The following is a 26,939-nucleotide window of genomic DNA, read 5'->3' as shown; positions in this document are numbered from 1 at the left end:
CTGCGGTGGACACCGATCAGGACCTCCCCCGGAGCGTGCTGCTCGCCCTGTGGCTGCAGGGCATAGGCGACACCTCGGACGCAGTGAAGTCCGTGGTGGGCGACGACGAGCCGCACACCGTGGAGGGGCTACCCGGCTTTGCCGACGGCACCAACCTCGACACGCTCTTCACCGCCTGGACGACGGGGCCGCGCGAGGTCTGCGCGCTGCTGCCCGCGCCCGGCGACCCGGCGGGCGTGCCCGCGGTCGCCAACCTCGAGGCCACGGAGGCCGGGGAGTGCGTGGTGGTCACGACGCCGGACGGGAGCTGGGCGGCGGTGCCGAAGGTCCAGGCGTTCGGCAGCCATATCGAGCCCGGGCACATGGTGACCTGGCAGGTGCTGGAGGTCCCCGCGTGGACCACCCTGGTGCTCGGTGCCATCGGCTCGGTCGCCGACGCCGAGCGCGAGCTCCGCACGAGCCTGATGACCGCCACCGACGCCCTCGACCAGCTCGACGTCGCCCGCTGGCGGGGCGACGCCGCCGACGCCATCGAGCGGATCCGGGCGGCCAGCACGTCGTCCTGGCCGGTGCCGCACCTGGACGGGCGGCGCGCCCGCGTCCTGGACCTGGCCAGCCGCCTGCGCGCCATCGTCGCCCTGGGCAACGTGGACGACGGCGGCGCGGTGAACGTCTTCCAGGTCGACCAGCGCTCCACGGCGCTGCGCGAGGTCGACCGTACGGCCCGGCACGCGATGAGCGCGGCCACCTACGGCGAGGTGCGCTGACCGCCGTCAGGCGGCCAGGCGGTCAGGACTGCCCGAGCACCTGCCGGTAGACGTCCATGGTGCGCTCGCCGATCGCGGTCCAGGCGAAGTGGTCCTCGGCCCGACGGCGCCCCGCGGCGCCCATCGCCGCTGCCCCCTCTGGATCGGTGGCGACCCGGGTCAGCGCCGCCGCCAGGTCGGCGACGAAGCGGTCGGGGTCGAGCGGCGTGCCGGTGCCGTCGTCGGACTGCTCGATGGGGACCAGCAGGCCGGTGACGCCGTCGTCGACCACCTCGGGGATGCCGCCCGTGGCCGTGCCGACCACGGGCAGGCCCACGGCCATGGCCTCGAGGTTCACGATGCCGAGCGGCTCGTAGACGCTCGGGCAGACGAAGACGGTGCAGGCCGCCAGGACCGCGATCAGGTCGGGGCGCGGCAGCATCTCCTCGATCCAGACGACGCCGGTGCGGGACTCGCGCAGGCCCTCGGTGAGCGCGCGGACCTCCGCCATGATCTCCGGGGTGTCGGGCGCGCCCGCGCACAGCACGAGCTGCACCTCGGGCGGCAGCTCGGCGGCGGCGCGCAGCAGGTACGGCAGGCCCTTCTGCCGGGTGATGCGGCCGACGAACACGACGGCCGGCCGGTCGGGGTCGATCCCGTGGCGGCGTACGGTCGCCGCGGCGGCCGCCTGCGCGGCGTCGTCGTCCGCGGCGGGACGGCGCCAGCCCGACAGGTCGATGCCGTTGTGCACCACGTGCACGCGCTCCGGGTCGAGCTCCGGGTAGACGCGCAGGATGTCGGCCCGCATGCCCGCCGAGACCGCGATGACACCGGCCGCACCGAGGTACGCGGTGCGCTCGGCCCACGACGAGAGGGCGTAGCCGCCGCCGAGCTGCTCGGCCTTCCAGGGGCGCAGCGGCTCCAGGGAGTGTGCGGTGACCACGTGCGGCACGCCGTGCAGCAGGCCGCCCAGGTGGCCCGCCATGTTCGCGTACCAGGTGTGCGAGTGGACCAGGTCGGCGCCCGCGACGTCGTCGGCCATGAGGAGGTCGGTGCCGAGCGTGGCCAGCGCGGCGTTCGCGCCCACCAAGGCGGCCGGGGTGGTGTACCCGGTGACGCCGGACGCCTCGGTCGCGGCGTCGCGCGGGCCGTCGAAGCAGCGCACCCGCACGTCGGCGTGCTGTGCGAGCACCGCCGCGAGCTCGGCCACGTGTACGCCCGCACCGCCATAGACGTGCGGCGGGAACTCGCGGGTCAGCAGGTCGACACGGAGGCTGTCGGCGGGCCGCCCTCCGGGGCGATGCTCGGGCTCCGGGGCGGAAACGGAACGGGGGGCAAAGGCTGGGGCGGCAGCGACGTCGGACACGTGGCCAACCTAGCGTGCGCGAAGTCTCAGAGCCCGTCTGTGTTCTTCGGATGTGTCCTCGTTCGGTTCGATGTCGGTGTCTCGGTCTAGCGTTCGTGGCATGGCTCGGCACACGACCTTCCGGTTCTGCCTCGACCCCACGGTCGAGCAGTCGGTAGCGCTCGCCCGGCATGCCGGGGCGGCCAGATTCGCGTTCAACCAGTGCCTGCGCCTGCACCTGGACGCCCGCGAACACCACCGCACCCTCAGTAGTCGTGGTGCTGACGCCGACGCCGTGGACCAGGCTCGGGACGAGGTGCCGTGGTCGCGATTCAGCCTGATCAACGCGCTCAATCGGTGGAAGGTGTCTCAGGACGCCGGACGCCGATTCCTGGTCACGGGTGGCGGTGTCACACAGGTCGAGGTCACCGGGCTGGTGTGGCGCGGTGAGGTGTCCTCGCAGGTGTTCGAGCAAGCTGCTGTCGACCTCAGCCGCGGCCTTGCCGCGTGGACCGCGTCCCGGTCAGGAAAGCGCAAGGGCCGCCCGGTCGGACATCCGCGGTTCAAGAAGAAGACGCACACCGCGGGCTCGTTCCGGATGCGGAACAAGGTTCATGGCGACCGCTCCTCGATCCGTGTCGGGACCAGAGTCCAGCCGCGGTCGGTGACGCTGCGCAAACTCGGCAGTATCAGGGTGCAGGAGGACACTCGCCGTCTGCGGCGGATGATCGCCACGGGCCGGGCCCGGATCCTGCAGGCCACGATCACCCGTGGGGTCCGCAGGTGGTGGGTCTCGGTGACCGTGGAAGCCGCTGACCTGCACCCCGCCGTCCAACACCCCGCCCGGTCCGACAGCGACAAGACGGGCTGGGTGGGCGTGGACCGAGGGCTGCGTGCCCTGGTCGTCGCCGGCACACCTGATAGGACCGAGACTCTGCGGGTCGAAGCGCCCAAGATCCTGACCTTGGGCCTGCGGCAGCAGCGACGTCTGGCCCGCGCCGTGTCGCGCAAGAAGCGCGGGTCCGCCAACCGGCGCAAGGCCTCAGCGCGTCTGGCACGGCATCATCTCCGGGTGCGGGACACCCGGCAGCATTTTCTGCATCAGGTCTCCGACCAGCTGGTCAAGAGCCACGACAGGCTGGTCCTAGAGGATCTGAACATCACCGGCATCATGTCCAACCGGCGCCTCGCCCGCGCTGTCAGTGACGCCGGTTGGGGTGAGCTGGCCCGCCAGATCACCTACAAACAACACTGGCGTGGTGGCCAGGTCATGATCGCGGACCGGTGGTTCGCGTCGTCCAAGACCTGCTCGTCCTGCGGGCAGATCAAGAAGGTCCTGAGCCTGAGAGAGCGCACCTACACCTGCGACGACTGCGGTCTCGTCCTGGACCGGGACCTGAACGCCGCCGCCAACCTCGCCGCCTGGGCCGAGGACCACACCCCTACCGTCACAGACGGCTCGGGGCGTGGAGGAGTCCGGGTCGGGGACCGTCAAGCAGCCGGCCCCGACATCAACGCCTGCCGACGGGACGGCACTGGCCCACACACTTGTGTGGGTGAAAACCAGCCCGAACGACGCAGGAACCCTGGTCAGACCGCACCAGCGGCCTGAACCGGAGGGCTCCCGAGAAGGGCGGTGCCCGTGGACACAGTCCACAGACACGCTGTTAATGTCACCCGTATGGCTTCCGCTCCTCGCGTCCTAGCGATCGTCCTCGCCGGCGGCGAGGGAAAGCGGCTCATGCCGCTGACCGCCGCCCGCGCCAAGCCCGCAGTGCCCTTCGGCGGCATCTACCGTCTGGTGGACTTCGCTCTCTCCAACATCGTCAACTCGCGTTACCTGCACGTCGTCGTGCTGACGCAGTACAAGTCCCACTCCCTGGACCGCCACATCTCCAAGACGTGGCGCATGTCGCCGCTGCTGGGGAACTTCGTGGCGCCCGTCCCCGCGCAGCAGCGCGTGGGCAAGCACTGGTATCTCGGCAGCGCAGACGCGATCTACCAGTGCCTCAACATCATCGATGACGAGCGGCCCGACATCGTGGTCGTGGTCGGCGCCGACCACGTCTACCGCATGGACTTCTCCCAGATGGTGGACGCGCACATCGAGTCGGGGGCGCGGGCGTCGGTCGCCGCGATCCGGCAGCCGATCGGCATGGCCGACCAGTTCGGCGTCATCGACGTCGACCCCGCGGACCCGACGAAGATCCGCGAGTTCCTGGAGAAGCCGACCGATCCCACGGGCCTGCCCGACTCCCCCGGCGAGATCCTCGCCTCGATGGGCAACTACGTGTTCGACGCCGACGCGCTGGTCAAGGCAGTCACGAAGGACGCGGCGAACCCGGACTCGCGGCACGACATGGGCGGCGACATCATCCCGGCGTTCGTCGCGCAGGGCGAGGCCGCCGTGTACGACTTCATCCGCAACGACGTGCCCGGGTCCACCGACCGGGACCGCGGGTACTGGCGTGACGTCGGGACGATCGACTCCTACTACGACGCCCACGTCGACCTCATCGCCGTGCACCCGATCTTCAACCTCTACAACTACGACTGGCCGCTGTACACGGGCTACACAGGCCTGCCGCCGGCGAAGTTCGTGCATGCCGGGCCGGGGCGCATGGGCCATGCGGCGGAATCGATCGTGTCGCCGGGCGTGCTGATCTCAGGCGCGCAGGCCGCGGGGTCGGTGCTGTCGCCGGGTGTGCACCTGCACTCGTACTCGAACGTGTCGAACTCCGTGCTGATGGACGACGTCCAGGTGCACCGGTACGCGCACGTGCACCGGGCGATCGTCGACAAGAACGTGATCGTCAACGAGCGGGCCCGGATCGGCGTCGACCACGACGAGGACCGCGCTCGGGGCTTCACGGTCACGGAGTCGGGCCTGACGGTGGTCCCGAAGGGCACGGTAGTCGACTGACCGTCGCCCCTTCGGGGCCGGGGCGTCGAACGTAGGGGTGGTCGCTGTCCGAGCCTTCGGACGGCGACCACCCCTACGTTCGCCTGCTGGGACCGCGACCAGGCCTACGTTCGACGCCGGGGACGCAGCACGTGGACCGCTCGGCGAAGCGATGAGGTGCTCCGGCACACTGGTCCCGTGAAGCGACTCATCGTGACCGACGTGGACTCGACCTTCTTCCGGCAGGAGGTCATCGAGCTCATCGCCGAGCATGCCGGCACCCGCGACGAGGTCGCGGCAGTGACCGAGCGGGCGATGCGCGGCGAGCTGGACTTCGCGGAGTCCCTGCGGGAGCGCGTCGCGACCCTCGCGGGCGTGCCCGTCGCGGCGCTCGACAAGGTGCGCGCCGCCGTCGAGCTGATGCCGGGTGCGCGCGAGCTCGTGGCCGAGTGCCAGGCGCGTGGCTGGGCGTTCGGGCTGGTGTCCGGCGGCTTCGAGGAGATCGTCGAGCCGATCGCGCAGGAGCTCGGGATCACGCTGCTGCGCGCCAACCGCCTGGAGGTCGCGGACGGCGTGCTGACCGGCCGTACCGTCGGCCCCGTCATCGACCGCGAGGCGAAGGCCGCGACGCTGCGCGAGTGGGCCGCAGCGCTGGACATCCCGCTGGAGCACACGGTCGCCGTCGGCGACGGCGCGAACGACCTCGGCATGATCGAGATCGCGGGCACAGGCGTGGCCTTCAACGCCAAGCCGGTGGTCCGCGCCCAGGCCCCCCACTCGATAGAAACCCGCCTGGACGCCGTCCTGGACCTCCTCTGAACCCACCTGTCAGACGCCGACGGACGTGTCAGACGTACAGGTCACCCGGGTGACCTGTACGTCTGACACGTCCGTCGGTTTCTGACACGTCGTCAGGTCAGGCGGGGCGGGTTACCTCTGTCAGGCGGGCCAGCTTGCGGTCCCAGTCCGACCACGGGGCGTCGGCCTCCAGGACGGAGTACGTCGCCGTCGGGACGCCGACCCGGACCTGCGCCAGCGCGCCGTCCTCCGAACCCGGGCCGGCCAGCAGCTCGGCGGTGCCCGCCATCGCGGGCTCGTGACCGATCACGAGCACGGTGCGGCTGGCGGGGTCGAGCTCGCGCACGAGCGCGAGGACACCGCGCGGCATCGCTCCCAGGAGCTCGTCGGTGTACGCCACCGGCGGCTCCCCCAGGTGCTTGCGCGCGAGGTCCCACGTCTGCCGGGTGCGTAACGCCCCGGAGACGAGGACGGCGTCGGGCACGAGGCCGGACGCGACCAGCGCCGCACCGACCTTCGCCGCCTGGTCCCGGCCGCGCAACGCGAGCGGACGCTGCTCGTCGGGAAGTTCCGACGGCGGCTCCGCCTTCGCGTGCCGGAGCAGCACCAGCCGCCGAACCGGCGACGTGGTGGGCTCCGTGCCCGACGCTCTGCCCATCAAAGCCTCCTGCCCATCAATTGAGCCGGGTCTATTGACCCATGGCGTGCACGCCGCCGTCGACGTGCACGATCTCGCCGGTGGTCGCCGGGAACCAGTCCGACAGCAGCGCGCACACGGCACGTGCCGCCGGCTCAGCCGTGGTCTGGTCCCAGCCGAGCGGGGCTCGGGTCGGCCAGGCGTCCTCCATCGTCGCGAAGCCCGGGATGGACTTGGCGGCGGTGGTGCGGATGGGCCCTGCCGAGACGAGGTTGCAGCGGATACCTTCGGGGCCGAGGTCGCGCGCCAGGTAGCGGTTCGCGGACTCGAGGCCGGCCTTGGCCACGCCCATCCAGTCGTAGACCGGCCAGGCGAACTGTGCGTCGAACGTCAGCCCGACGACGGCGCCGCCGTCCGTCATCAGCTCCCGCGCGGCCACGGCGATCGACTTGTACGAGAACGTGGAGACGTGCAGCGCGGTGGCGACGTCCTCCCAGGTGCCCGACAGGAAGTTGCCGCCCATGACGGACTGCGGCGCGAAGCCGATCGAGTGCACGACGCCGTCGAGCCGGTCGAAGCCTTCCGCGCGCACGGCGTCGGCCAGCGCGTCGAGGTTCTCCTGGCTGGTCGCGTCCAGCTCGACCACCGGCGCTTCGACCGGCAGCCGCTTCGAGAAGGCCTGCGTGAGCTTCATCTGCCGTCCGAAGGACGAGAGAATCACCTCGGCGCCCTCGTCCTGAGCGAGCCGGGCTGCGTGGAATGCGATCGACGAGTCCGTCAGCACGCCCGTGACGAGCAGCTTCTTACCTTCGAGGAGACCCATGTTGTCCTTCCGATCAGGCGCAGGCGTGCCGAGGCGACCCCTGTGCTGGGTGCGAGCGTAGTGCGAGTTGCGGCGTGGAACGAAACTCCGCGCCGTGCCGTATGGCAGAAGTGGTGGATATGTTCGGGCAAGTCCGCAGGCCGCGGCGCCAGAGTACGGCTCAGTGCCCCATCCCGAGACCACCGTCGACCGGGATGACCGCGCCGGAGACGTAGCCCGCGGCGTCGGACGCGATGAACGACACCACGGAGGCGATCTCGTCCGCCGAGGCGAAGCGCCCGGCCGGGATCGTCTTGAGGTAACCCGCGCGCACGTCCTCGGACAGCGCGGCGGTCATGTCCGTCTCGACGTAGCCCGGCGCGACGACGTTCGCCGTGATGCCGCGCGCGCCGAGCTCGCGCGTGATCGACCGCGCCATGCCCACCAGGGCGGCCTTCGACGACGAGTAGTTGACCTGGCCGGGGCCGCCGGACATGCCGACGATCGAGCCGATCAGCACGATGCGGCCCTTGCGGGCCCGGATCATGCCCTTCGACGCGCGGCGCACGCAGCGGAACGTCCCGGTGAGGTTCACGTCGACGACGGACTCGAACTCGTCGTCGCTCATGCGCATCAGGAGCTGGTCCCTGGTGACGCCGGCGTTGGCCACGAGCACCTCGACGGGCCCCATGTCCTTCTCGATGGCGGTGAAGGCGGCGTCGACGGCGGCGGAGTCGGTGACGTCGGCCACATAGGCCTCGACGCCCTTGGGCAGGTCGCCGCCGCGGTAGATGGTGGCGACGCGGTCCCCGTCGGCCACGAAACGCTCGGCGATCGCGCGGCCGATGCCGCGGGCGGCGCCCGTGACGACGACTACCCGGCCAGTAGGACCTGCGGCGATGCTCTGTGTGTCGGGCGTGGTGGTCACCTGAACTCCTCGATGCTGTGATGGTGCAAGTTCGCATGAGGCCGCGCGGGGCTGGGGCGGCGGCCGGTACCTGGCTCGATCCGGGTCCGTTGCGACGCTACCCCGCGCGTCGGGCGGACGCCGCGCGCGGCGGGCCACAGTGATGCACCGGTCCTTGTCGGTTTTCTACAACAACCTGTGACGAACGCCGCGCGTACGGACGTCCGGCGGCGTGTCGGCCGGGCGCCCCGCGGACATAGACTGGCGAGATGAGCGAGCCGGTTCCGTCCATCACCTCGGCCCCCGAGCCGCTGGCGGTGGACCAGGCGCGCCGCACGCGCAGCTATCTGATCCAGATGTCCATCCGCGTGGTGTGCATCATCGGTGCGGTCCTGGTGGACGGCTGGGTCCGCTGGGCGCTCGTCGCCGCCGCTGTGGTCCTGCCCTACTCGGCGGTGCTCATCGCGAACTCCGGGCGGGACCACGTCACGCACGACACCTCGCCCGTGACGCCCGCCGCGGCGCCCGCGCTCACCGAGCTGTCCGACGTCGCCCCCGACGCGCCGCGGGCCGCGGGCGCTCCCACCCCGGACGCGCCCAGCGCCGGGCGTGTCATCGACCACGTGGACGACTGAGGGAACTACTGATGGACCTCCTCGGCCTCTCCGGCCCCGCACCCGACCCCGTGCCCGAGGGCGAGCTCATCTGCAGCGCCAAGGGCTGCCGCGAGCAGGCGGCGTGGGGCCTGCTGTGGAACAACCCCAAGCTGCACACGCCCGAACGCCGCAAGGTCTGGCTCGCGTGCGACGAGCACCGTGAGCACCTGGAGCAGTTCCTCGCGTCGCGGTCGTTCTGGAAGCAGACCGTCGCGGCGGCGGAACTGGACCGGGTGTCGTGAGCGACGGCGCCGCGAGCCCCCGGGGCGACGAGTCCCGCGGCCCGCGCACGACGCGCCAGTGGGTGATCCTGGCGGTGGCCGCCGTGGTCCTCGCCGCCCTGTGCCTGGTCGCGGGCCGCTGGCAGTGGGACCGCGCCGAGTCGCGCAACGCCGAGATCGACCTCGTCAACGCCAACTGGTCGGCGCCGGTGGTGCCCGTGGACGAGGTGCTGCCCGGGCCGGGCGCCGTCGTGCCGAAGGACGAGGTCTGGCAGCGGGTGGAGCTGAAGGGCGAGTACGTCACCGACGCGACGGTGCTGCTGCGCAACCGGCCCGTGGGCGGGCAGGGCGGGTACCACGTGCTCGTCCCGTTCGAGGCGCGGGTCGGCGGGCAGGACGTCGTCATGGTGATCGACCGCGGCTTCGTGCCGCTCGGCGCCGACGGGTCGCGGCCCGACGCCGTTCCCGCGCCGCCGTCGGGCACCGTGACCATCGTGGTGTCGCTGCGGGCCGACGAGCCCGCCTCCGACCGGGACGCGCCCCCCGGGCAGGTGCAGGCGATCTCGACCCGGCAGGTGCTCGCGGCGGGGCCGGACGGCGCGGCCTGGGCCGAGGGGCGCACCGTGAGCGCGTACGGCGCGCTCCGGGCCGAGGAGCCGGCGCCGCGGACCGGGCTGGCCTCCCTGCCCAAGCCGGACACCGACCCGGGGTCGCACCTGTCGTACGCGTTCCAGTGGTGCATCTTCGCGATCGGCGCGATCAGCGGGTACGTGCTGCTGTGGCGCCGGGAGCGGGGGGCGCTGCGCGGCGAGTCCGTGTCGGCGGGCGACCTGCTGCTGGCCACCGGCGAGGCGGAGGACGGCGCGGGCGTGCGGGCGCGCAGGCCGGCCCGCGAGCGGCGTCAGACGGCCGAGGACGAGGAAGACGCACTGATCGAGGCCCAGCTCCGCTGACGCCCGTCAGGCCAGGGAGACGAGCTCCTGGTAGCTGTCGTTCCAGAGGTCCTCGTCGCCGTCGGGCAGCAGCAGCACGCGCTCCGGCTCCAGGGCCTCCACGGCGCCGTCGTCGTGCGTCACCATCACGACCGCGCCCTCGTAGGTCTTGAGCGCACCGAGGATCTCGGCGCGCGACGCCGGGTCGAGGTTGTTCGTGGGCTCGTCGAGCAGCAGCACGTTCGCGCCGGACACGACGATCGTCGCCAGCGCGAGCCGCGTCTTCTCGCCGCCGGACAGCACGTTGGTCGGCTTGTAGGCGTCGTCCCCGCTGAACAGGAACGAGCCCAGCACGGACCGCACCTGTGTGTCCGTGAGGTCGGGCGCGGCGTGCCGCAGGTTCTCCACGACCGTCACGTTCATGTCGAGCGTGTCGTGCTCCTGGGCGTAGTAGCCGAGCTTGAGCCCGTGCCCGGGCACCACATCGCCGGTGTCGGCCGCCTCGACGCCCGCGAGGATCCGCAGCAGCGTCGTCTTGCCCGCACCGTTGAACCCGAGGATGACGACGCGGGACCCGCGGTCGATCGCCAGGTCCACCCCGGCGAACACCTCCTGGGACCCGTACGCCTTCGACAGGCCGTTGGCGGTGAGCGGCGTGCGCCCACAGGGGGCCGGCGTCGGGAAGCGCAGGTTGGCCACGCGGTCGGAGACGCGCTCGGCCTCCAGGCCGCCGAGCATCTTCTCGGCGCGCTTGATCATGTTCTGCGCGGCGGTGGCCTTGGTCGCCTTGGCGCGCATCTTCTCGGCCTGGGCGAGCAGCGTGCCGGCCTTCTTCTCGGCGTTCGCCCGCTCGCGCCGACGACGCCGCTCGTCCGTCTCGCGCTGCTCGAGGTACGCGTCCCAGCCGAGGTTGTACTGGTCGAGCTCGCCGCGGTTGGCGTCCAGGTGGAACACCTTGTTCACCGTGGCGCGCAGCAGGTCGGTGTCGTGGCTGATCACGATGAACCCGCCGTTGTACGCCTTGAGGTAGTCGCGCAGCCACATGATGGAGTCCGCGTCGAGGTGGTTGGTCGGCTCGTCCAGGAGCAGCGTCTCGACGCCGCTGAACAGGATGCGCGCCAGCTCGATCCGGCGGCGCTGGCCACCGGAGAGCGTGCCGAGCGGCTGCGCCAGGACACGCTCGTCCAGGCCCAGGTTCGCGGTGATGATCTGCGCCTCGGACTCCGCGGAGTAGCCGCCGGCCGCCAGGAAGCGCGCCTCGAGCTTGGGGTAGCGCTCCATCGCGGCGTTCTGCGTCGCCTCGTCGAGGGACGCCATCTCGCCCTCGGCCTGGCGCATCTTGGAGATGACCTTGTCCAGGCCGCGCGCGGACAGCACGCGGTCCATCGCGAGGACCTCGAGGTCGCCGGTGCGGGGGTCCTGCGGCAGGTAGCCGATGTCGGTACCGCGCACGATCTGCCCGCCCGACGGGAGGGTCTCGCCCGCGAGGGTCTTGGTCAGCGTGGTCTTGCCTGCACCGTTACGGCCCACCAGACCGATCCGGTCGCCCGAGGCGACCCGGAAGTTCGCCTCGCTCAGCAGCACGCGCGCGCCGACGCGCAGCTCGACGCCATGGGCAGTGATCACGCAGGTGTTCCTCACGGTTGGGGTGGTGGTTGGTCGTTCGGCCCACAGCGGCGGGGGCGGTTCCAGTCTACGGGGTCGGGGCCAGGGATTACGGTGCGTTGCCTCACGCCGGGCTCATGCCGGGCTCACGTCGGCGCCACCCTGGACGGGACCGGCCGCCCGACGGTACCTTCGCGTCTGGTACTACGTTGTACCAGGAACTCCGTCGTGACGATGCGGCGGCCACGTCGCCGGCGACGTGGCGCAGCCGCCCGAAGGGATGAGACACATGGAGATACGGTTCGTCGCCGTGCTCGCCTCGCTCGCACTGGCCCTGGGCGCCACGGCCCTGCCGGACGGCGGTGATGCGGCCCCGGCCGCGGCAGCCCCGCCGCCGCCGGGCAGCGCGCAGCCGCCCGCCACCACCTTCACGAACCCGATCACCGAGCCGTTCGCCGACACCTACGCCGATCCCGCGATCATCCGCGGCAAGGACGGCTGGTGGTACCTGTACGCGACGAGCGACCCGCTGGTCTCGGGCGGGCCGTTCGGCAACATGCACGTCTCCAAGTCCAGGGACCTGGAGTCCTGGGAGTACGTGGGCACGATCTTCGACGACGAGAACCGGCCGGCGTGGGCCGCGAGCGCCTCCTACTTCTGGGCGCCGGACATCCGGTACCTGGACGGCCAGTACGTCATGTACTACACGGTGACCGACACGGAGGCGAACCCCGACCCGTGGGACTACACGATCGGCGTCGCGACCGCGCCGACGCCGGTGGGGCCGTGGACGGACTCGGGCGGGCCGGTCCTGGACCCGCGGCCCGCGGGCGGCGACACCTATCTGAACACCATCGACCCTGCCCTGTTCGCGGACGACGACGGGTCCCGCTACCTCTACCTCGGCGGCTTCAACGGCGGTCTCTGGGTCACGCGGCTGGACGAGACCGGCACGCGGGCGGTGGGTGAGCTCACGCGGGTGACCGTCGCGGACCGGTACGAGGGCGCCTTCGTGGTCAAGCGGGACGGCTGGTACTACCTGATGGGGTCGTCGGCGAACTGCTGTGCCGGGCCGGTCACGGGGTACAGCGTGTACACGGGGCGGTCGCGGTCGCCGCTGGGTCCGTTCACGGATCACGAGGGCGTGAGCCTGAACGAGTCGCGGGTGGGCGGCACGCAGGTGGTGGCGCAGAACGGGAACCGGTGGATCGGCGTCGGACATCACGCGGTGCTCACCGACGCCGCCGGGCAGGACTGGATGCTGTACCACGCGATCGACAAGGACGACGCCTGGCTGGAGGAGCCCGGCGGCGTGAACCGGCGTCCCACGCTGGTCGACCGGATGGACTGGGTCGACGGGTGGCCGGTGGTCAACGCCGGGGCGGGGCCGAGCGAGGGCCCGCAGCCGGGGCCGGTGGCCGCGAGCGGGCTGGGCATCGTGAGCGGCGACCCGGCGTCGGGGGCTGGTCTGCGGCGGGTCTCTGGCACGTTCGCCCGGGGCCTCGACGGCGCGGGCGACGCGGGCGCGCTCGCCCGGCTGGTGCCGGGCCGGCGAGACGCCGCCGTCGTGCAAACAAACCCTGCCCCGCGTGACGTGCGGATCGAGGCGGACGTGCGGCTGCCCGACGCCGGCGCCTCGTTCACGGCGACCCTCGGCGGGCCCGGCCGGACCGGGGTGTCGGTGCGGCTGGACGCGGAGGCGCGCGAGCTCGTCGTCGGACAGGGGCGGCGGGAGCTGCGGGCCGCGCTGCCCGCGAACGTGGACCTGCGCGACTGGCACGTGCTGACCGTCGAGGCGCGGGGCGGGGCCCTTGCCGCCCGGCTCTCGTCAAGCGGTCTGGGCGACGTCGACGCCGAGGTGCGGTTCGAGCCACGCACCCCGCTCCCCCGGCGCGCTCCTGTGCGCCTGGCGGCCGACGGCGGCGAGGCGCAGCTCGACAACCTGACCGTCGTGCCGGCGCACGAGCCGGTGACCCGGCGGGTCGCGGAGCCGCTGGCGGGCGCCGTCACGTTCGCCGAGGAGTTCGACGGTGAGCTCGACCCGGGCTGGAGCTGGCTGCACGCTCCTGCGACGGGGCCGGCCGGCGTGGAGATCACGGACGGTGCCCTGGAGTGGCCGCTGACGAGCCACGACCTGGTGGGGTCGGCCAACGACGCGCCTGCGCTGCTGCGTGACGCGCCCGACGGCGACTTCGTGCTGGAGGCCACCGTGACCCTGCCCCTGGGCGAGGACAGCGTGCGCAACTATCAGCAGGCGGGCCTGCTGGTGCACGCGGGCGACGACGACTTCCTGCGGCTCGCGCCCGTGTCGATCTGGCAGACCCGCCAGGTGGAGTTCGGCAAGGAGCTCACGGCCGACGGGCGCACCTGGTTCGGCGGGCACGTCTCCGGGCCGGTCGCCGACACGATGCACCTGCGCCTGTTCCACACCACCGACCCGGACAACGGCGAGCACGAGTACCGGGCGGCGTCCTCGCGCGACGGCCGGACCTGGCGCCTCGGCGCAACGTGGACCCTCCCGGCCGACACGACCCCGAGAATAGGCATCTACGCGGGCGGTGGCCCCACCCCGCCGACGACGGCAACCTTCGACAAGGTGCAACTCCGCGAGCTTGGCTGACCCCCGCGCGGCCCGCCGGGCACACCTGTCAGACACTCCGGCATGTGTCAGACGCTCAGGTCACTCGAGTGATCTGAGCGTCTGACACATGCGGCGGCGTCTGACACATGCGTGGCGTCTGGCGCGATGTGGGTCACATGTCGGCCGGTCACCTTGCCAGCGGGGCTCGACCTGGTCTGGGATGGAGCCCATGCCTTCACCGAGCCACCGGACCGCGTCCTGGCAGCCCGGCGACGTCCGCGAGGCGGCCGGCGGGTTGTTCGCCCTGGCGCTCGCTACCTTTGTCGCCATCACCACCGAGCTGGTCCCCGTAGGGCTGCTTCCCCTGATCAGCGACGATCTGGACGTCTCCGAAGGCACAGCCGGGCTGCTCGTGACCGCCTACGCGTTCATGGTCGCGGTGCTCGCCGTACCGCTGACGTCGGCCACGCGCAGGCTGCCCCGCAAGACGCTGCTGCTGACCACCCTCGGGATCTACGTCCTGAGCAACGTGATCGTCGCGGTCGCGCCCACGTTCGCGCTCGTCGCGGTGGCCCGGGCGCTGGGCGGCGCGGCCCACGCGGTCTTCTTCTCGGTGAGCATCGGGTACGCGTCCCGGCTGGTGCGCCCGCACCTCGCGGGACGCGCGCTCGCGCTGGTCACGCTGGGCGCGTCCGCCGGCTTCGTGCTCGGCGTGCCGCTGACGACGTCGCTCGGCACCGCCGTCGGCTGGCGCACCTCGTTCCTGGTGCTGGCCGGGGCGTGCGCGCTCGCCGCCGTGCTCACGGCGCTGCTGCTGCCGTCCGTCGCCGGGGGCGGCACTCCCCCGGCCGACGCCGCCCGGGGCGCCCGCCGCACCGCCCTCGCCCAGGTCACGTCGGCGAACGCCCTCGCGTACCTCGGCCACTACACGGTCTACACCTACGTGTCGGTGCTGCTGCTGGCGGCCGGCCTCGCGACGGCGGCGCTCGGCCCAGCCCTTCTCCTGATCGGTGCGCTCGGCCTCATCGGCGCCTGGTACGCCGCCGCCCGGCTCGACGTGCGGCTCCGGCAGACCACCGTCGTCACGCTCGGCGTCGTCGCGGCCGGGATCCTGACGCTCGGCCTCACCTTCCCCGCCACCGTGGGCACGCTCGCGGCCGCGGCGGTGTGGAGCATCGGGTTCGGCGCGGTCGCCGCCGTCTTCCAGACGGCGGCGATCCGCACCCGCGGGGCCTCGCCCGACGTCGTCGGGGCGCTCGTCAACTCCACCGCCAACATCGGGATCGGCGGCGGGGCGGCGCTCGGGGCGCTGGTGCTCGACGGCGTCGGGCTCGCCGCCGTGCCCTACGTCGGCGTGGCCCTCGTCGTGGCGGCGCTGGTCGTGGTGCTCGCGGCCCGCCACGCGTTCCCGGCGGGGCCCGCGGTGGAGTAGCGGGTGATACCGCCGACGTTTCACCGCCAGAGCGCGCGGTAGCACCGTCTCGGACATACGGTCCGCCCATGGGCACAGACTCCCCGAGCGTTCCCGTCACCGTCGCCGACGCACTACCCAATCTCCGCACCGGCCGCCTGGCCCGCGGAGATGACCTGACGAACAACCGACCGGCCAAGCACCTCCTCGACGAACGTCGCGCCTACACCCGGCAGCACGCCACGGCGGTGGTGCGCGGCAGGCTCACCGGACAGCCCGACGAGCGGTACCGCGCGCTGAGCCGCCGGATCGCCGGTGTGCGGGCCGTCGCCCAGGAGCTCTGGGAGCTCGTGGCCAAGCGCCCCGTCTGGCGCGTCCTCCACTCGATCCGGTCAGCGCCTACCACACGCTCGGGGCAGCGCCCCGCCGAGCTCGAGCTCGACCAGCTCGTGATCGGGCCGTCCGGCGTCTACGCCATCCAGACCGTGTACCGCCCCACCCAGGACGTGACCGCCGACCTCGCCCGGGACGCCGCGCGCCGCACCCAGGAGATCCTGGGCCGCGCGACGCGCGTGCCGATCACCGTGCAGGCGCTCATCGTCTTCGTCCGGACGGACCAGCCCCGCGTGGAGGGTCCGCGCGACGGCGTCGAGGTGCTCACGGTGGACGAGCTGGTGCCGTGGCTCGAGAGCCGGCGGCAGATGCTCACCGACCGCGAGCTGGAGATCGTCCACCTGGCGGCCCGAGACCACCGCACCTGGGCCCCCTGACCCACCACTGGTCGAGCTTGCCAAGACCCCCTGCTGCCAAGCCCGACACCGCTGGTCGAACCTGTCGAGTCCCCCCTCACAACCCGACCCGCACCACCCGCTTCCGTGCCGCCTCCGCAAGCCTGTCCCCCAGCTCGGAGAGCAGTACGGAAGACTTCATGCCCGACGCCGGGTCGGTCACCGCGAGCACCCCCGCCTGGATCTCGCGCGGCCCGAGCACGCCCAGCAGCGCGTCCCGGCGCCTCCGGGCGAGCCGGATGCGGTTGCCGAGCGAACCGTCCCGCTCCACCCGCACGCGCAGCCCCCGGGCGCGCAGGTCGGCGGCCAGCTCGCCGACCTGGTCCGCCGCGCCGCCGCCGTCCGCCCCGCCGTCCGCCCCGCCGTCGGAACCACCCACCGGCAGCAGGCAGACCTGCACCGGCGCGAGCCAGAACGGCAGCCGTCCGGCGTGCCGCTCCAGGAGGAACGCGACCATCCGCTCCATCGCGCCGACGGTCCCGCGGTGGATCATCACCACCCGCTCCCGCTCGCCGGACGCCGCGACATAGGTCAGGTCGAACCGCTCCGGCTGGTTGAAGTCGAGCTGCACGGTCGCGAGGGTCTCCTCGTGTCCGCGGGCGTCGAGCACCTGGACGTCGATCTTGGGCCCGTAGAACGCTGCCTCCCCCGCCTCGGCGCGCCAGTCCGGCCCGCCCGCGAGCCGGGTCAGCACCGCCCGGAGCGCCTCCTCCGCGGCCGCCCACTGCTCGGACGCGCCGAGCCACCTGCCGGAGTCGTCCCGGCCGGACAGCCGCAGGTACGACACCTGGATACCCAGGGTGTCGAGCACCTCCAGGACGGCGGCCAGCGCGACGTGCACCTCGTCCGCCACCTGGTCGGGACGGCAGAACACGTGCGCGTCGTCGAGGCTGATCTGCCGCACGCGGCTCAGCCCGGACAGCACGCCGGACCGTTCCGCCCGGAACATCGGCGCGAGCTCCGAGTACCGCACGGGCAGGTCGCGGTACGAACGCGGCTCGGACGCGTAGATCTGCGCGTGGTGCGGGCAGTTGGCCGGGCGCAGCACGAGCGGGTCGACGTCGGAGTCGCCCATGACCAGCGGCGGGAACATGTCGTCGGCGAACTTGGCCCAGTGACCCGACCGCTCGAACAGCGACCGCTTGCCGAGCACCGGCGAGTACACGGGTTCGCAGCCGGTGCGCAGCGCCACCTCGCGGGCGTACTGCTCCAGCTCGTACCGCACGGCCGCGCCGGCGGGCAGCCACAGCGGCAGGCCCGGACCGACGAGCGGGCTCGACTCGAAGATCCGCATGTCGCGGCCGAGCTCGCGGTGGTCGAGGACCGGTTCGTGCCGGTCGGCGCCCGGCTCGGGCTGATCGCGCTGGTCGGTGATGGCGACGTCGTTCATGGTTGCTCCTTCGATGGAGGAACCGCCCCGGTGCCGGGCAAACCAAAAGCCCCGGAGCGAGCTCCGGGGCTTGGGTTGCTGAGTGCAGGGTCAGCGCGCGCCGGAGGGGTCCGGCGTCGTCGTGCGTGCGCTGAGGTGCATGTGCCAACCGTACGGTCAGAGGGCCGACGCGTCCAGCGCGTTGCAGTCCTGGATGGTGCCGCCTTCGTAGCCGGTGGTGAACCACTTGACGCGCTGCTCGCTGGAGCCGTGCGAGAAGGCCTCGGGGTTCACGTCACCGCCCGAGCGCCGCTGGATGTTGTCGTCGCCGACGGCGGCCGCCGCGGAGAGCGCCTGCTCCAGCTCCACCTGCTCGATCGGTTCGAGGAACGGGACGCCCGTGTCCGGGTCCTCGGTCGTGGCGGCGGTGCCCGCCCACATGCCGGCCAGGCAGTCGGCCATCAGCTCGATGCGTACCGAGTCGGACTCCGGACCGGTGCCCGACCGGTCGGCCCGCTCGAACAGCCCGAGCTGGTTCTCGATGTGGTGCCCGAACTCGTGCGCCGTCACGTACATCTCGGCCAGCGGCCCGCCCTCGGCGCCGAACTGGCTGGAGAGCTGGTCGTAGAACGCGAGGTCCTCGTACACGGTGGTGTCGGCGGGGCAGTAGAACGGCCCGGTGGCCGACGTCGCCGAGCCGCAGCCCGTGTCGACGGCGTCGGTGAAGCTCACGACCTCGGGCATCTGGTACTCGACCCCGCCCTGCTCCGGGAGGGTCGTCGCCCAGTACGCGTCGAGGGACTGGACCGCGGCGTTCAGGCGGCACTCCGGGTCGGTGTTGGCCTGCTCGGCCGTGCACTCCCCGATGTAGCCCGCCTCGCCGGTGTCCCCGCCGCCCGACGTGGTGCCGCCGAGGATGTCGGCAGGGCTGTTGCCGGTCACCAGCATGTACACGAGCGCGATGACTATGGCGATGCCGCCGCCACCGCCCGCGGCGACGGCGCCCCGGCGTCCGCCGCCCTTGCGGACCCGACCGCCCTCGAACTGACCGCCCTCGTTGAAAGTCACCTGCCAACGCTACCGCGACCTGCCGACCGGCGGTCGAGCTTGTCGAGACCTCCCGAGGGACTCACGGGGTCTCGACAAGGTCGACCGACGGTGCGGGGTCAGGCCGTCAGCAGGGGTCGATCTTCCAGACCGGGTTCCAGTAGATGTTCTTGCCGGTGTTCGGACCGATCGTGTCGACCACCGAGTTGTCGGCCCGCAGGAAGCGGGCCGTCGCGTTCTGGCTGTTCTGGGCGTAGACGGTGCCCGTGAAGTTCGTCAGCTCGTAGTACTGCCCGGCCTCCAGGCAGTAGTAGAGCGCGAACACGGACCAGAGTCCGTCGGCCTCTTGGTTGCGCACGCACAGGTGGTACAGCGGGCAGTCCTCGACCCGCTGCTGCGAGGCCGCCGCGCTCAGGTTGGTCTGGACGATGTTCGGCTTAGGCCAGATCGACGGGTCGCCCTTGGCCGGCGCGTACGACGACGCGCCGTCGGACACCGACCAGCTGCCGCCGTCGAGCTGCGCCGCACCTGCGGGCGCCGCCGCGCTCACCCCGAAGACCGACAGCAGCGCGACGACGACGGCGACCAGCCGCCGCGCCTGCTTCGTCCGGCCGCTGCTCCCGCTGCCGCCCGTACCCACGCCCTCGCTCAGACCAGTGCTGGATCTGCTCATCCTTCTCAGCCCTCCCGTGCTCTCCAGTGGCCTGGCTCTCAGGCCATGGCGAGCGTAGGGTCGCGCCGCGATGCGCCCCAGGCAGTTCGGCGCAGGCCGAAAAGCGGGTAGGGACCGTATTTTCGCCCGGTCCCCGCACTCTTCTACCGGCCCAGCACCCGCGTCCGGTACTCCTCGACCGGCCACGCCGTCATCGCGCCGAAACGGGCGGCGACGACGGCGCCGGCGTCGTCCCGCTCGACCTGGACCGGCTCGCCCACCGTGCCGAACCCGGCGACGGACTCCTGCGCGAGGCGCCCGTCCGACACGACGAGCCGCTGCGCGAACTCGGCCGGCTGCGGGAGGCGCGGGTTGATGGTGTGCAGGATCCCGCCGAGGTCCACGACGTCGTACACGCCCCACAGGTTGGCGAAGCGCCCGACAGGCGCGTCCGCCGGGACGGGCGCCACCGGGCTCCCGCCGGTCGCGCCCGCCGCGACCTCGTCCGCCGCCGCGAGCGCCAGGTTGACGATCTGGATGACGCCGTTGGCGATCTGGGTGGCGATGCCGTCGACGGCGTTGGTCAGGGCGGAGACCACGAGGCCGTCGACGGGGTCGATCCAGGTGCGCGTGATGTGGCCGGGGTAGCCGCCGGAGTGCCCCACGAGCTCCCGGTCGCCGACCTTGCCGAGCTCGATGCCGACGCCGTACCGGCCCAGCTCCTTGCCCCGGACCGCGACGGTCGACTCCTCGCGCTGGACCACGCGCTTGCTCGTGTCGGTGAGCAGCGTGGTGTCGCCGAGCACGTGCGTGGCGCCATAGCGGACCATCTCGAGCGCGGTGGAGTACCAGCCGGTGGCCGCGGCCATGGCGCGGGTGTCGACGTGCGGGATGACGCGGCGGGCGTCGTCGTGCGAGATGCGGCCGGTGTGGCCTGCCGCGTACTCGTCCGCGCGGGCGGGGTCGAGCTCGGTCCCGGTGCGGGTCAGTCCGAGCGGTTCGACGACGGCGGCGCGCGCCACCTCGTCGTACGTCTTGCCGGTGACGCGCTCGATGATGATGCCGAGCAGGCTGTAGCCGATGTTCGTGTACTTGAAGTGCTCGTTCGGCTCGAAGACGACGCCCTCGGTGCGGACGCACTCCAGCACCTGCTCGCGGTCGAGGAAGGGGCGCTCGTGCTGCCAGAAGTCGCCGTCCGACGAGTCGCGGATGATGCCCGCCTGGTGGCCGAGCAGCTCGCGAACGGTGATCGCTGCTGCTGTGGCGTCGCTGAGCTCCGGGACGAGCGCGCCGACGGCGTCGTCCAGGCGCAGCTCGCCGCGTTCGACGAGCTGCATCACCAGGACGGTCGTGAATGTCTTGGAGTGGGAGGCGACGCGGAACAGGTGGTCGTTGGTGAGGGCCTCCCCCGTCTCCAGGTTCGCCGTGCCCCAGGCCAGGTCGACGAAGACCTCGCCGCGGCGGCCGACGGCCAGCTGCAGGCCGGGCATGCCGTGGTAGGCGGCCTGGAACGAGGCCCAGTCGGCCAGGTAGGGGGCGATGGAACGGAGGGTCTGCGCGGTGCGGTCGTCGGTCACGGGGACGACTCTCTCAGGTCGGCGCCGCTAGCCGAAGTAGATTGAATGATGACGGGCGCAGCCGGGGTTGAACGGGGCCGCGCAGGCCGGGCAGCTCCCGGCGCCCACGTACTGGGTGACGGTCAGCTCCGTCCAGCACGCCCCGCAGAGCACCGCCCGCTCGTCGTCCGCACCCGAAGGCCAGGGCCGCGACGGGTGGTCGGCGGTCTGGTCGTGGCACAGGTGGCACGGGTAGTACCGGCCGCAGCACGCGAACCGGATGGCGATGATGTCGAGCGGCGTCCGGTAGTGGACGCACCGGGTCTGCTCGTCGACCGTGGGGCCGAGCACCTCCGGCCTCATCGCACGCCCCGTGCGGCGAGGGCGTCGCCGAGCTCGTCCGCGTGCTTGAGCGCCACGACGAGGAACGGCATGGCGAAGTGCCGGAGGCTCCGCCCGCCGCCGCGGGCGCGCTGCGCCTCGCGCACGTCCCGGGCGAGGCCGGCGAGCACCGGCAGCGTGCTCAGCGTCACGGACAGCGTCAGCGCCGCGCGGCGCGGGTCGATCCGCAGCCGCGCCAGCGGCCGCATCGCCCGCTCGATGGTCTCCAGCAGCTCGGTCGCCGGGGTCGTCAGTGCGAGCAGTGCGGCGAGCGCGCAGGCGACGGCGACCCGCGTGGTGTTCGCCGCCGCGCTCTCGGGTCCGAGGAAGACGAGCTGGCCGACGAGGGTCAGGCCGATCACCCAGCGGATCGCGACGAGCTGGCGGCCGAGCTCGCGCAGCCCCGCGCCCGGTACCGCGTAGCACGCGAGGCAGACGCCGACCATGACCGCGGCGGCCCACCACGTCACCGGTAGCAGGCAGATGCCGAGCACTATCAGCAGGAGCAGTGCGGTCTTCGGTCCCGCCCAGAGCCGGTGCCAGGGGCCGTTGCCGGGGCGGTACAGGGTCACCATCTGGTCACCATCGGATGCCCGCCTCGTACGTGGCGATCACCTGCGCGGGTGCCCCGACCTCGGCCACCGTCCCGTCCTGGATCAGCACCGCCGTGTCGCAGCGCTCGGCGAGCCCCAGGTCGTGCGTGACCAGCACCAGACGGTGCGCGGTACCCGCGTGGGCCGCGTCCGCGAGGAGGTGGTCGGCGACCCGGCGGGCGTTGCGCGCGTCCAGGTAGGCGGTGGGCTCGTCGGCGACCACCAGGTCCGGGCGTCGCACGAACGCGCCGCACAAAGCGAGCAGCTGCTTCTGGCCGCCGGACAGGTCGTGCGACGACCGGTCGGCGAGCTCGGCCAGGCCGAACTCCTCGAGCGCGGCGGCGACCCGTTCGGCCCTCTCCGCGCGCGGCTGCTTCTCGGTGCGCAGCGAGAACGCGACGTCCTCGGCCACGGTGGGCATGATGATCTGCGCGTCCGGGTTGCTGAAGATCACCGCGACGCGACGGCGCAGCTCGGCGGCCTGGCGCACCGGGTCCAGGCCGAGGACGCGCACCGTGCCGGCGGTGACGGGGACCAGGCCGCTGAGCAGGCGCCCGAGCGTCGACTTGCCGGAGCCGTTCTCGCCGATGACGGCGATCGTCCGCGCGTCCAGCGAGAGCGTGACGTCGCGCAGCACCTCCGTGTCGCCCAGGCGCACGCCCGCGCCCTGGAGGTTGATACCGCTCATCGGATCACCTCGAAGACCGCCGCGACGCCCAGCCCGCCGCCCACCGACGCCGCCGCGACGCCGAGGGTCCCGGCGGGGGCGTCCGCGCGGACGAGCCGCCCGAAGAGCCGCACCACGCTGATCGCGCCGCTCGCGCCCCACGGATGGCCCAGTGCCAGTGCTCCGCCGTCGGAGCACACGCGCGGGTCGTCGTCCTCCAGGCCGAGGCGGCCGAGCACGGCCAGGGACTGGGCCGCGAACGCCTCGACGATCTCGAACGCCGCGACGTCGCCGAGGTCGGCCCCGACGGAGTCGAGCGCGGCGCGCACGGCCGGCGCGGCCCCGACCCCGGGCAGCGCGGGGTCGCAGCCGACCACCGCCTGCCCCCGCAGCACGAGGCCCGGAGCGCGGCCCGCGAGCCGGCGGGGCACGACGGCGACCGCCGCGGCCCCGTCGCTGATCCGCGTGGCCGTCCCCGCGGTGAGGGTGCCGCCCTCGAACAGGGCAGGCAGCCGGCGCAGCAGCGGCTCGGCGACGCCGATGGAGTCGTCGGCGGTCAGTCCCGCGACCGGGACGAGCTCCGCCGCGAAGCGCCCGGCGTCGCGGGCGGCCCGCGCCCGCTGGTGGCTACGTGCGGCGTGCGCGTCCTGCCGTTCCCGGCTGATGCCGTCTGCCGCAGCCAGGTCCTCGGCGGCGCGCACCATGTCCGGGTCCGGCCAGCCCTGCGGGGCGAACGGGGCGCGGTCGTAGGGCACGCCGTCGAGCGACCGGACCGGGGCCGTCGACGGGCTCTCGACGCCGCCCGCGAGCCGCGGCCGGTCATCGCCGGCACGGATCGCCGTCGCGGCGTCGAGCACGGCGGCCATGCCGCTGCCGCACTGCCGGTCCACGGTCGCGCCGGGGACCTCCACACCAAGTCCCGCCGCCAGCGCGGAGACCCGGGCCGGGTTGCCGCCGGGGCCCATGCAGTTGCCGAGCACGACGTCGGCGACGGAGAGCCGCCGTCCGACCGCTGCCTCCGCGTCGCCGAGCGCGGCGCACAGGACGGGTGCGGCGAGCTGCTCGACGTTCAGGGACGCCAGCGCCCGCCCGCGGGTACCGACCGGCGTCCGGCGGGCCGCGATCACTACGGCTTCATCCGGCAACGCGGGCCACCTCCCCGGCGAGCGCCCGGCGGACGATCTCGGCACGAGCGGGCTTGCCCGACGCGTTGCGCGGCAGCTCACCGGTGAACCAGATCCGCGGCCGGTGGGCCGGACCCAGCCGCGACGACGTGCTGCCGCGCAGCGCGCCCGCGGTGATCGCGGGGGAACCGGGGGCCGGTTCGACCATGGCGGCGACGAGCGCCCCGACGTTTCCGGCGGGAAGCCCGAAGACGACGGCGTCCGCGACGGCGGGAAGCCGGCGGAGCTCGGCCTCGACCTCCTCGGGGATCACGGTCGCCGAGGCGGTGAGGATGGCGCCGTCGGCGCGTCCGCGGAGCCTGAGCGTCCGGGTCTCGTTCTCGGGCCCGGTCCCAGGATCGAGCCCGGTATCGAGCTCGGCGAGATCACCGACGGTCGCCCAGTCCCCGTCGATCCGCAACGGCCCGCCGGCCCCGAGGTACCCGAGGGCCACGTACGGGGACCGCACCCACAGCTCGCCGTCGCGCACGTCGATGTCCACGCCGGGGAAGGCTCGGAGGCCGGAACCGTCGTCGACCGCGACGAACGAAAGCTCCGCCGCACCGTAGTAGGCGATCACCCGGACGCCCCGGGACTCGGCGTCCGCGCGCAGGTTCTCGTCCAGGTGGGAGCCGCCGACGAGCGCGGTCCGCACGCGCGGGAGCCCTCCGCCGTCGAGCAGTGCGCGCAGCGCCTGGGGCGTGCCGTGGAACGAGGTGGCCTCGGCGAAGTCGCCGCCGTCCGCCGCGTCCTGCCGCGGGAACACGGGCCGCGGGCCGCTGCCCAGCGCGTGCGCCAGGGAGAACAGCGTGAGCGAGGACGACGGCGGCGCGGGCAGGGCGACCACGCGTTCGGCGTCCGGCACGGCGTCGTCGTAGAGGAGCGCCGAGACGGCGGGGAACGACTCGGCCCAGGACGCGGCGGTGCGCAGCACGATGCGGGGCGTACCGCTGCTCCCGGAGGTGAGCGTCGCCCAGGCCGCGCCGGCCGGCGGCCGGGCGTCGCGCAGCAGGGCGCGCACGGCCGCCCGCTCCGCGTCGGGCCGGCGGACGTCGTCGACGAGCGGGATGTCGCCGGCCGCACGCACCGCACGGAGCCGGTCGACCAACCCGTCCGTGGCGCCGTCGAGCAGGACTATGCGCGGGGTCATGGGGCGGGCGGTGTCCGGTCGTCGGCGTCCCGGCTCTCGACCGACCGCCAGTTCCGCCGGAACGCGCGCGGATACGCCCGCAGGAGCGTGGAGACGGTGACCGTCGCCAGCACGGCCTTCGCCAGGTCACCGGGGACGAACACCAGGCTCGCCACCGCCGTCTGCGGAAGCGACAGCCGGGTCACCAGGCTCTGGACGGGCAGGCCGAAGGCGTAGATCACGAGGATGCCGCCGACGACCATCGCGAGCGCCGTCCGCCAGACCGTCGGCTTGCGGGCGGACGAGTGCACGATCAGGCCGACGACGAACGCCCCCGCGATCCAGCCGATCAGGTAGCCCGCGGACGGTCCGACGAAGACGCTGATGCCGCCGCGCCCGCCGGCCAGCAGCGGGAGTCCGGCCGCGGTGAGGGTGAGCAGCGCGACGACCGCGAGCGCCCCGAGCCGCGGCCCGAGGATCGCGCCCGCGAGCATCACCCCGAAGGTCTGCGCGGTGATCGGCACGCCGCCGAAGACGCTGAAGCTGCCCGGCAGGCCGAGGGCCGCGATGAGGGCGGCGAAGACTGCGACGCGGGCGAGGTCGCTCGCCTCGAACGCTCTGCGCGGTGTTCCGTGGTCGTCTCGCACTTGGTCCTCGCTTCATCCTGAACGGTGTTCACCTGAACGGCGTTCTGCACCATACTGTGGCGATGAGCGGATCACCAAGACACAGCCGGGACGACGTGTCGGACATGGCCCTCCGCCTCCTGGACGAGTACGGGCTGCCCGACCTGACGATGCGGAACATCGCCACGGCGCTCGAGGTGCGGGCGAGTGCGCTGTACTGGCACTTCCCGAACAAGCAGGCGCTGCTGGCCTCCGTCAGCGCGCGGATCCTCGGGCCGATGACGGACGTGCGGGTCGAGGACATGACGGTGTCCGAGGCCGTCCGTGGGCTGGGCGCGCGGCTGCGCGAGTGCCTGCTCGCCTACCGCGACGCCGCCGAGCTGGTCTCCAGCTCGCTGGCGCTGGGGCTCGTCGACTCGCCGGTCCGACCGCAACTCCTGGCGGTCACCCGCCGCGACGGCGTACCGGACTCGCTGTCGCGGGTCGCGGCGGAGGCCGTGATGCACTTCGTCGTCGGGTACACGTTCCACGAGCAGCAGCGGCTGAGCGCGGACTCGTTCGGGCTGCTGCCTGCGGCCGAGTCGCTGGACCCGCAGACCGCGAGCGCGCAGCCCGCGCAGAGCGGGGACTTCGAGGAGGCGCTGCGGATGATCGCCGAGGGGCTGGAGACGCTCAGCGCTTCCGCACGTGCCGGGGCGAGTCCTGCTCCTGGCGACCGCGCAGCGTCTTGACCAGCCACCACGCGACCAGCGCCACCACGACGACGATGACTACCTTCTGGAACACGCCGACGCTCTCCTCGACGATGTGCCACTGGTCCCCCAGCAGGTAGCCCGCGCCGACGAGCAGGGTGTTCCACACGCCGGAGCCGAGCGTCGTGAAGGCGAGGAACCGCCAGATCGACATGCGCTCCACGCCCGCGGGGATGGAGATCAGGCTGCGCACGATGGGGATGAGCCGGCCGATGAGCACGGCCCAGTCGCCGTGCCGGTTGAACCAGCTCTCGGCCTTGTCGACATCCTCCAGCTTCACCAGGGGCATGCGGTCCACGATGCTGCGCAGGCGGTCGCGGCCCAGCCAGGCGCCCAGCCCGTACAGGAGGATCGCGCCGACCACGGAGCCCGCCGTCGTCCAGATGAGCACGTGCCACAGGACGAGGGTGCCCTGCGCCGCGGTGAAGCCTGCCAGCGGCAGGATCACCTCGCTCGGCAGGGGCGGGAACAGGTTCTCGAGGGCGATTGCTACGCCAGCGCCCGGTGCGCCGAGGGTCTCCATGAGCCCGACGGCCCAGTCGGCGACGGTCGTGGCGAAGCTTTGTGTCGTCATGAGCCCACGCTATTTGACTACGCGGGGGTCGGTGGACTGCGGTTCGCCGTCGGCTCGTGCGGGTATGCCGCAGGTGGGGTGTGGTTTTCCGCAGTTCGC

General features: G+C 72.7%; 27 protein-coding genes. 11 read left to right on the top strand and 16 right to left on the bottom strand.

The features are described 5' to 3' along the window. Window positions 1–5 precede the first annotated feature (5 nt). The gene (locus tag ACQEVI_RS23635; protein ID WP_432903669.1) at window positions 6–767 is read left to right on the top strand and encodes a hypothetical protein; all 762 of its coding nucleotides are present in this window, start codon (window positions 6–8) and stop codon (window positions 765–767) included. A gap of 22 nt (window positions 768–789) precedes the next feature. Here ACQEVI_RS23635 and glgA read toward each other — a convergent pair whose 3' ends face one another. Continuing rightward, window positions 790–2,007, bottom strand: a complete 1,218-nt coding sequence (glgA, locus tag ACQEVI_RS23630; RefSeq protein ID WP_432906088.1) for a glycogen synthase — start codon at window positions 2,005–2,007, stop codon at window positions 790–792. A gap of 205 nt (window positions 2,008–2,212) precedes the next feature. On the opposite strand from glgA, the gene ACQEVI_RS23625 reads away from it, so the two are divergent. The 3 genes from ACQEVI_RS23625 to serB all read left to right on the top strand — a co-directional run bounded on the left by ACQEVI_RS23625 (window position 2,213) and on the right by serB (window position 5,812). Beyond that, window positions 2,213–3,703: an RNA-guided endonuclease TnpB family protein gene (locus ACQEVI_RS23625; RefSeq protein ID WP_432903666.1), complete on the top strand. Its 1,491-nt coding sequence runs from the start codon at window positions 2,213–2,215 to the stop codon at window positions 3,701–3,703. 69 nt (window positions 3,704–3,772) lie between these two features. After that, window positions 3,773–5,014 (top strand): glucose-1-phosphate adenylyltransferase, encoded by a 1,242-nt coding sequence (gene glgC, locus ACQEVI_RS23620; RefSeq protein WP_432903663.1) that lies wholly within the window; start codon window positions 3,773–3,775, stop codon window positions 5,012–5,014. A gap of 177 nt (window positions 5,015–5,191) precedes the next feature. Further along, the gene (gene serB, locus ACQEVI_RS23615; RefSeq protein WP_432903660.1) at window positions 5,192–5,812 is read left to right on the top strand and encodes a phosphoserine phosphatase SerB; all 621 of its coding nucleotides are present in this window, start codon (window positions 5,192–5,194) and stop codon (window positions 5,810–5,812) included. Window positions 5,813–5,909: 97 nt separating this feature from the next. Here the strand turns inward: serB and ACQEVI_RS23610 are convergent, their stop codons facing one another. From ACQEVI_RS23610 to fabG, 3 genes are all read right to left on the bottom strand, one after another. After that, window positions 5,910–6,449 (bottom strand): SixA phosphatase family protein, encoded by a 540-nt coding sequence (locus ACQEVI_RS23610; protein ID WP_432903657.1) that lies wholly within the window; start codon window positions 6,447–6,449, stop codon window positions 5,910–5,912. A gap of 31 nt (window positions 6,450–6,480) precedes the next feature. After that, the gene (fabI, locus tag ACQEVI_RS23605; RefSeq protein ID WP_432903654.1) at window positions 6,481–7,251 is read right to left on the bottom strand and encodes an enoyl-ACP reductase FabI; all 771 of its coding nucleotides are present in this window, start codon (window positions 7,249–7,251) and stop codon (window positions 6,481–6,483) included. Window positions 7,252–7,411: 160 nt separating this feature from the next. Beyond that, window positions 7,412–8,158 (bottom strand): 3-oxoacyl-ACP reductase FabG, encoded by a 747-nt coding sequence (gene fabG, locus ACQEVI_RS23600; protein WP_432903651.1) that lies wholly within the window; start codon window positions 8,156–8,158, stop codon window positions 7,412–7,414. A gap of 248 nt (window positions 8,159–8,406) precedes the next feature. Here fabG and ACQEVI_RS23595 point away from each other — a divergent pair, with 248 nt between their 5' ends. From ACQEVI_RS23595 to ACQEVI_RS23585, 3 genes are read left to right on the top strand one after another with little or no spacing between them, the layout of a single operon-like run. Next, a complete protein-coding gene (locus tag ACQEVI_RS23595; RefSeq protein ID WP_432903648.1) occupies window positions 8,407–8,772 on the top strand; it encodes a DUF3099 domain-containing protein in 366 nt (121 codons plus the stop codon). 11 nt (window positions 8,773–8,783) lie between these two features. Next, window positions 8,784–9,035 (top strand): hypothetical protein, encoded by a 252-nt coding sequence (locus ACQEVI_RS23590; protein WP_432903647.1) that lies wholly within the window; start codon window positions 8,784–8,786, stop codon window positions 9,033–9,035. Beyond that, entirely contained in the window at window positions 9,032–9,967 is a 936-nt protein-coding gene (locus tag ACQEVI_RS23585) for an SURF1 family cytochrome oxidase biogenesis protein (RefSeq protein ID WP_432903644.1), read from the top strand. The genes ACQEVI_RS23590 and ACQEVI_RS23585 overlap by 4 nt, the downstream gene beginning before the upstream one ends. Before the next feature lie 6 nt (window positions 9,968–9,973). Here ACQEVI_RS23585 and ACQEVI_RS23580 read toward each other — a convergent pair whose 3' ends face one another. Continuing rightward, the gene (locus ACQEVI_RS23580; RefSeq protein ID WP_432903641.1) at window positions 9,974–11,572 is read right to left on the bottom strand and encodes an ABC-F family ATP-binding cassette domain-containing protein; all 1,599 of its coding nucleotides are present in this window, start codon (window positions 11,570–11,572) and stop codon (window positions 9,974–9,976) included. A 268-nt stretch (window positions 11,573–11,840) separates the two neighbouring features. On the opposite strand from ACQEVI_RS23580, the gene ACQEVI_RS23575 reads away from it, so the two are divergent. The 3 genes from ACQEVI_RS23575 (at window position 11,841) to ACQEVI_RS23565 (ending at window position 16,313) form a co-directional block, all read left to right on the top strand. Beyond that, window positions 11,841–14,171: a family 43 glycosylhydrolase gene (locus ACQEVI_RS23575; RefSeq protein WP_432903638.1), complete on the top strand. Its 2,331-nt coding sequence runs from the start codon at window positions 11,841–11,843 to the stop codon at window positions 14,169–14,171. 190 nt (window positions 14,172–14,361) lie between these two features. Next, window positions 14,362–15,564, top strand: a complete 1,203-nt coding sequence (locus ACQEVI_RS23570) for an MFS transporter (RefSeq protein ID WP_432903635.1) — start codon at window positions 14,362–14,364, stop codon at window positions 15,562–15,564. Between the two features lie 68 nt (window positions 15,565–15,632). Next, window positions 15,633–16,313 (top strand): nuclease-related domain-containing protein, encoded by a 681-nt coding sequence (locus ACQEVI_RS23565; RefSeq protein WP_432903632.1) that lies wholly within the window; start codon window positions 15,633–15,635, stop codon window positions 16,311–16,313. Between the two features lie 76 nt (window positions 16,314–16,389). Here ACQEVI_RS23565 and ACQEVI_RS23560 read toward each other — a convergent pair whose 3' ends face one another. The 10 genes from ACQEVI_RS23560 to ACQEVI_RS23515 all read right to left on the bottom strand — a co-directional run bounded on the left by ACQEVI_RS23560 (window position 16,390) and on the right by ACQEVI_RS23515 (window position 25,535). Then, entirely contained in the window at window positions 16,390–17,721 is a 1,332-nt protein-coding gene (locus ACQEVI_RS23560; RefSeq protein ID WP_432903630.1) for an aminoacyl--tRNA ligase-related protein, read from the bottom strand. Window positions 17,722–17,877: 156 nt separating this feature from the next. After that, on the bottom strand, window positions 17,878–18,768 hold the full coding sequence (ypfJ, locus tag ACQEVI_RS23555; RefSeq protein ID WP_432903627.1) for a KPN_02809 family neutral zinc metallopeptidase: 891 nt from the start codon (window positions 18,766–18,768) through the stop codon (window positions 17,878–17,880). 106 nt (window positions 18,769–18,874) lie between these two features. Next, window positions 18,875–19,420 carry a hypothetical protein gene (locus ACQEVI_RS23550; RefSeq protein ID WP_432903625.1) on the bottom strand — a complete coding sequence of 182 codons (546 nt, stop codon included), beginning with the start codon at window positions 19,418–19,420 and terminating at the stop codon, window positions 18,875–18,877. Window positions 19,421–19,563: 143 nt separating this feature from the next. Continuing rightward, window positions 19,564–20,976 (bottom strand): serine hydrolase domain-containing protein, encoded by a 1,413-nt coding sequence (locus ACQEVI_RS23545; protein ID WP_432903622.1) that lies wholly within the window; start codon window positions 20,974–20,976, stop codon window positions 19,564–19,566. A 27-nt stretch (window positions 20,977–21,003) separates the two neighbouring features. Next, window positions 21,004–21,318: a CHY zinc finger protein gene (locus ACQEVI_RS23540; RefSeq protein WP_432903620.1), complete on the bottom strand. Its 315-nt coding sequence runs from the start codon at window positions 21,316–21,318 to the stop codon at window positions 21,004–21,006. Continuing rightward, window positions 21,315–21,911, bottom strand: coding sequence for an energy-coupling factor transporter transmembrane component T family protein (locus ACQEVI_RS23535; RefSeq protein ID WP_432903617.1), 597 nt, complete (start codon window positions 21,909–21,911; stop codon window positions 21,315–21,317). The genes ACQEVI_RS23540 and ACQEVI_RS23535 overlap by 4 nt, the downstream gene beginning before the upstream one ends. Before the next feature lie 4 nt (window positions 21,912–21,915). Continuing rightward, the gene (locus ACQEVI_RS23530) at window positions 21,916–22,617 is read right to left on the bottom strand and encodes an energy-coupling factor ABC transporter ATP-binding protein (RefSeq protein WP_432903614.1); all 702 of its coding nucleotides are present in this window, start codon (window positions 22,615–22,617) and stop codon (window positions 21,916–21,918) included. Beyond that, a complete protein-coding gene (locus ACQEVI_RS23525; protein ID WP_432903612.1) occupies window positions 22,614–23,741 on the bottom strand; it encodes a thiolase family protein in 1,128 nt (375 codons plus the stop codon). Before ACQEVI_RS23525 ends, ACQEVI_RS23530 begins: the two co-directional genes overlap by 4 nt. After that, on the bottom strand, window positions 23,731–24,909 hold the full coding sequence (locus ACQEVI_RS23520) for an AMP-binding protein (RefSeq protein WP_432903609.1): 1,179 nt from the start codon (window positions 24,907–24,909) through the stop codon (window positions 23,731–23,733). The genes ACQEVI_RS23525 and ACQEVI_RS23520 overlap by 11 nt, the downstream gene beginning before the upstream one ends. Next, window positions 24,906–25,535, bottom strand: coding sequence for a biotin transporter BioY (locus tag ACQEVI_RS23515; protein WP_432903606.1), 630 nt, complete (start codon window positions 25,533–25,535; stop codon window positions 24,906–24,908). Before ACQEVI_RS23515 ends, ACQEVI_RS23520 begins: the two co-directional genes overlap by 4 nt. A gap of 62 nt (window positions 25,536–25,597) precedes the next feature. Between ACQEVI_RS23515 and ACQEVI_RS23510 the strand changes: the two genes are divergently transcribed. Next, on the top strand, window positions 25,598–26,245 hold the full coding sequence (locus tag ACQEVI_RS23510) for a TetR family transcriptional regulator (RefSeq protein WP_432903603.1): 648 nt from the start codon (window positions 25,598–25,600) through the stop codon (window positions 26,243–26,245). Here the strand turns inward: ACQEVI_RS23510 and ACQEVI_RS23505 are convergent. Beyond that, window positions 26,187–26,840 (bottom strand): DedA family protein, encoded by a 654-nt coding sequence (locus tag ACQEVI_RS23505; protein WP_432903601.1) that lies wholly within the window; start codon window positions 26,838–26,840, stop codon window positions 26,187–26,189. The two genes, ACQEVI_RS23510 and ACQEVI_RS23505, sit on opposite strands and share 59 nt — an antisense overlap. Window positions 26,841–26,939: the final 99 nt, after the last annotated feature.

Source organism: Promicromonospora sp. CA-289599 (assembly GCF_050936155.1).
GTDB lineage: Bacteria > Actinomycetota > Actinomycetes > Actinomycetales > Cellulomonadaceae > Promicromonospora.
The sequence above is the reverse complement of the archived record's forward strand: the minus strand, read 5'-3'. Positions and strand labels throughout refer to the sequence as shown.

Coding starts and splice junctions, on each gene's coding strand:
- ACQEVI_RS23625 (WP_432903666.1), top strand. CDS start 2,213: ATGGCTCGGCACACGACCTTCCGGTTCTGCCTCGACCCCACGGTCGAG.
- glgC (WP_432903663.1), top strand. CDS start 3,773: ATGGCTTCCGCTCCTCGCGTCCTAGCGATCGTCCTCGCCGGCGGCGAG.
- ACQEVI_RS23610 (WP_432903657.1), bottom strand. CDS start 6,449: ATGGGCAGAGCGTCGGGCACGGAGCCCACCACGTCGCCGGTTCGGCGG.
- fabI (WP_432903654.1), bottom strand. CDS start 7,251: ATGGGTCTCCTCGAAGGTAAGAAGCTGCTCGTCACGGGCGTGCTGACG.
- ACQEVI_RS23595 (WP_432903648.1), top strand. CDS start 8,407: ATGAGCGAGCCGGTTCCGTCCATCACCTCGGCCCCCGAGCCGCTGGCG.
- ACQEVI_RS23590 (WP_432903647.1), top strand. CDS start 8,784: ATGGACCTCCTCGGCCTCTCCGGCCCCGCACCCGACCCCGTGCCCGAG.
- ACQEVI_RS23575 (WP_432903638.1), top strand. CDS start 11,841: ATGGAGATACGGTTCGTCGCCGTGCTCGCCTCGCTCGCACTGGCCCTG.
- ACQEVI_RS23570 (WP_432903635.1), top strand. CDS start 14,362: ATGCCTTCACCGAGCCACCGGACCGCGTCCTGGCAGCCCGGCGACGTC.
- ACQEVI_RS23565 (WP_432903632.1), top strand. CDS start 15,633: ATGGGCACAGACTCCCCGAGCGTTCCCGTCACCGTCGCCGACGCACTA.
- ACQEVI_RS23560 (WP_432903630.1), bottom strand. CDS start 17,721: ATGAACGACGTCGCCATCACCGACCAGCGCGATCAGCCCGAGCCGGGC.
- ACQEVI_RS23550 (WP_432903625.1), bottom strand. CDS start 19,420: ATGAGCAGATCCAGCACTGGTCTGAGCGAGGGCGTGGGTACGGGCGGC.
- ACQEVI_RS23540 (WP_432903620.1), bottom strand. CDS start 21,318: ATGAGGCCGGAGGTGCTCGGCCCCACGGTCGACGAGCAGACCCGGTGC.
- ACQEVI_RS23535 (WP_432903617.1), bottom strand. CDS start 21,911: ATGGTGACCCTGTACCGCCCCGGCAACGGCCCCTGGCACCGGCTCTGG.
- ACQEVI_RS23530 (WP_432903614.1), bottom strand. CDS start 22,617: ATGAGCGGTATCAACCTCCAGGGCGCGGGCGTGCGCCTGGGCGACACG.
- ACQEVI_RS23520 (WP_432903609.1), bottom strand. CDS start 24,909: ATGACCCCGCGCATAGTCCTGCTCGACGGCGCCACGGACGGGTTGGTC.
- ACQEVI_RS23510 (WP_432903603.1), top strand. CDS start 25,598: ATGAGCGGATCACCAAGACACAGCCGGGACGACGTGTCGGACATGGCC.
- ACQEVI_RS23505 (WP_432903601.1), bottom strand. CDS start 26,840: ATGACGACACAAAGCTTCGCCACGACCGTCGCCGACTGGGCCGTCGGG.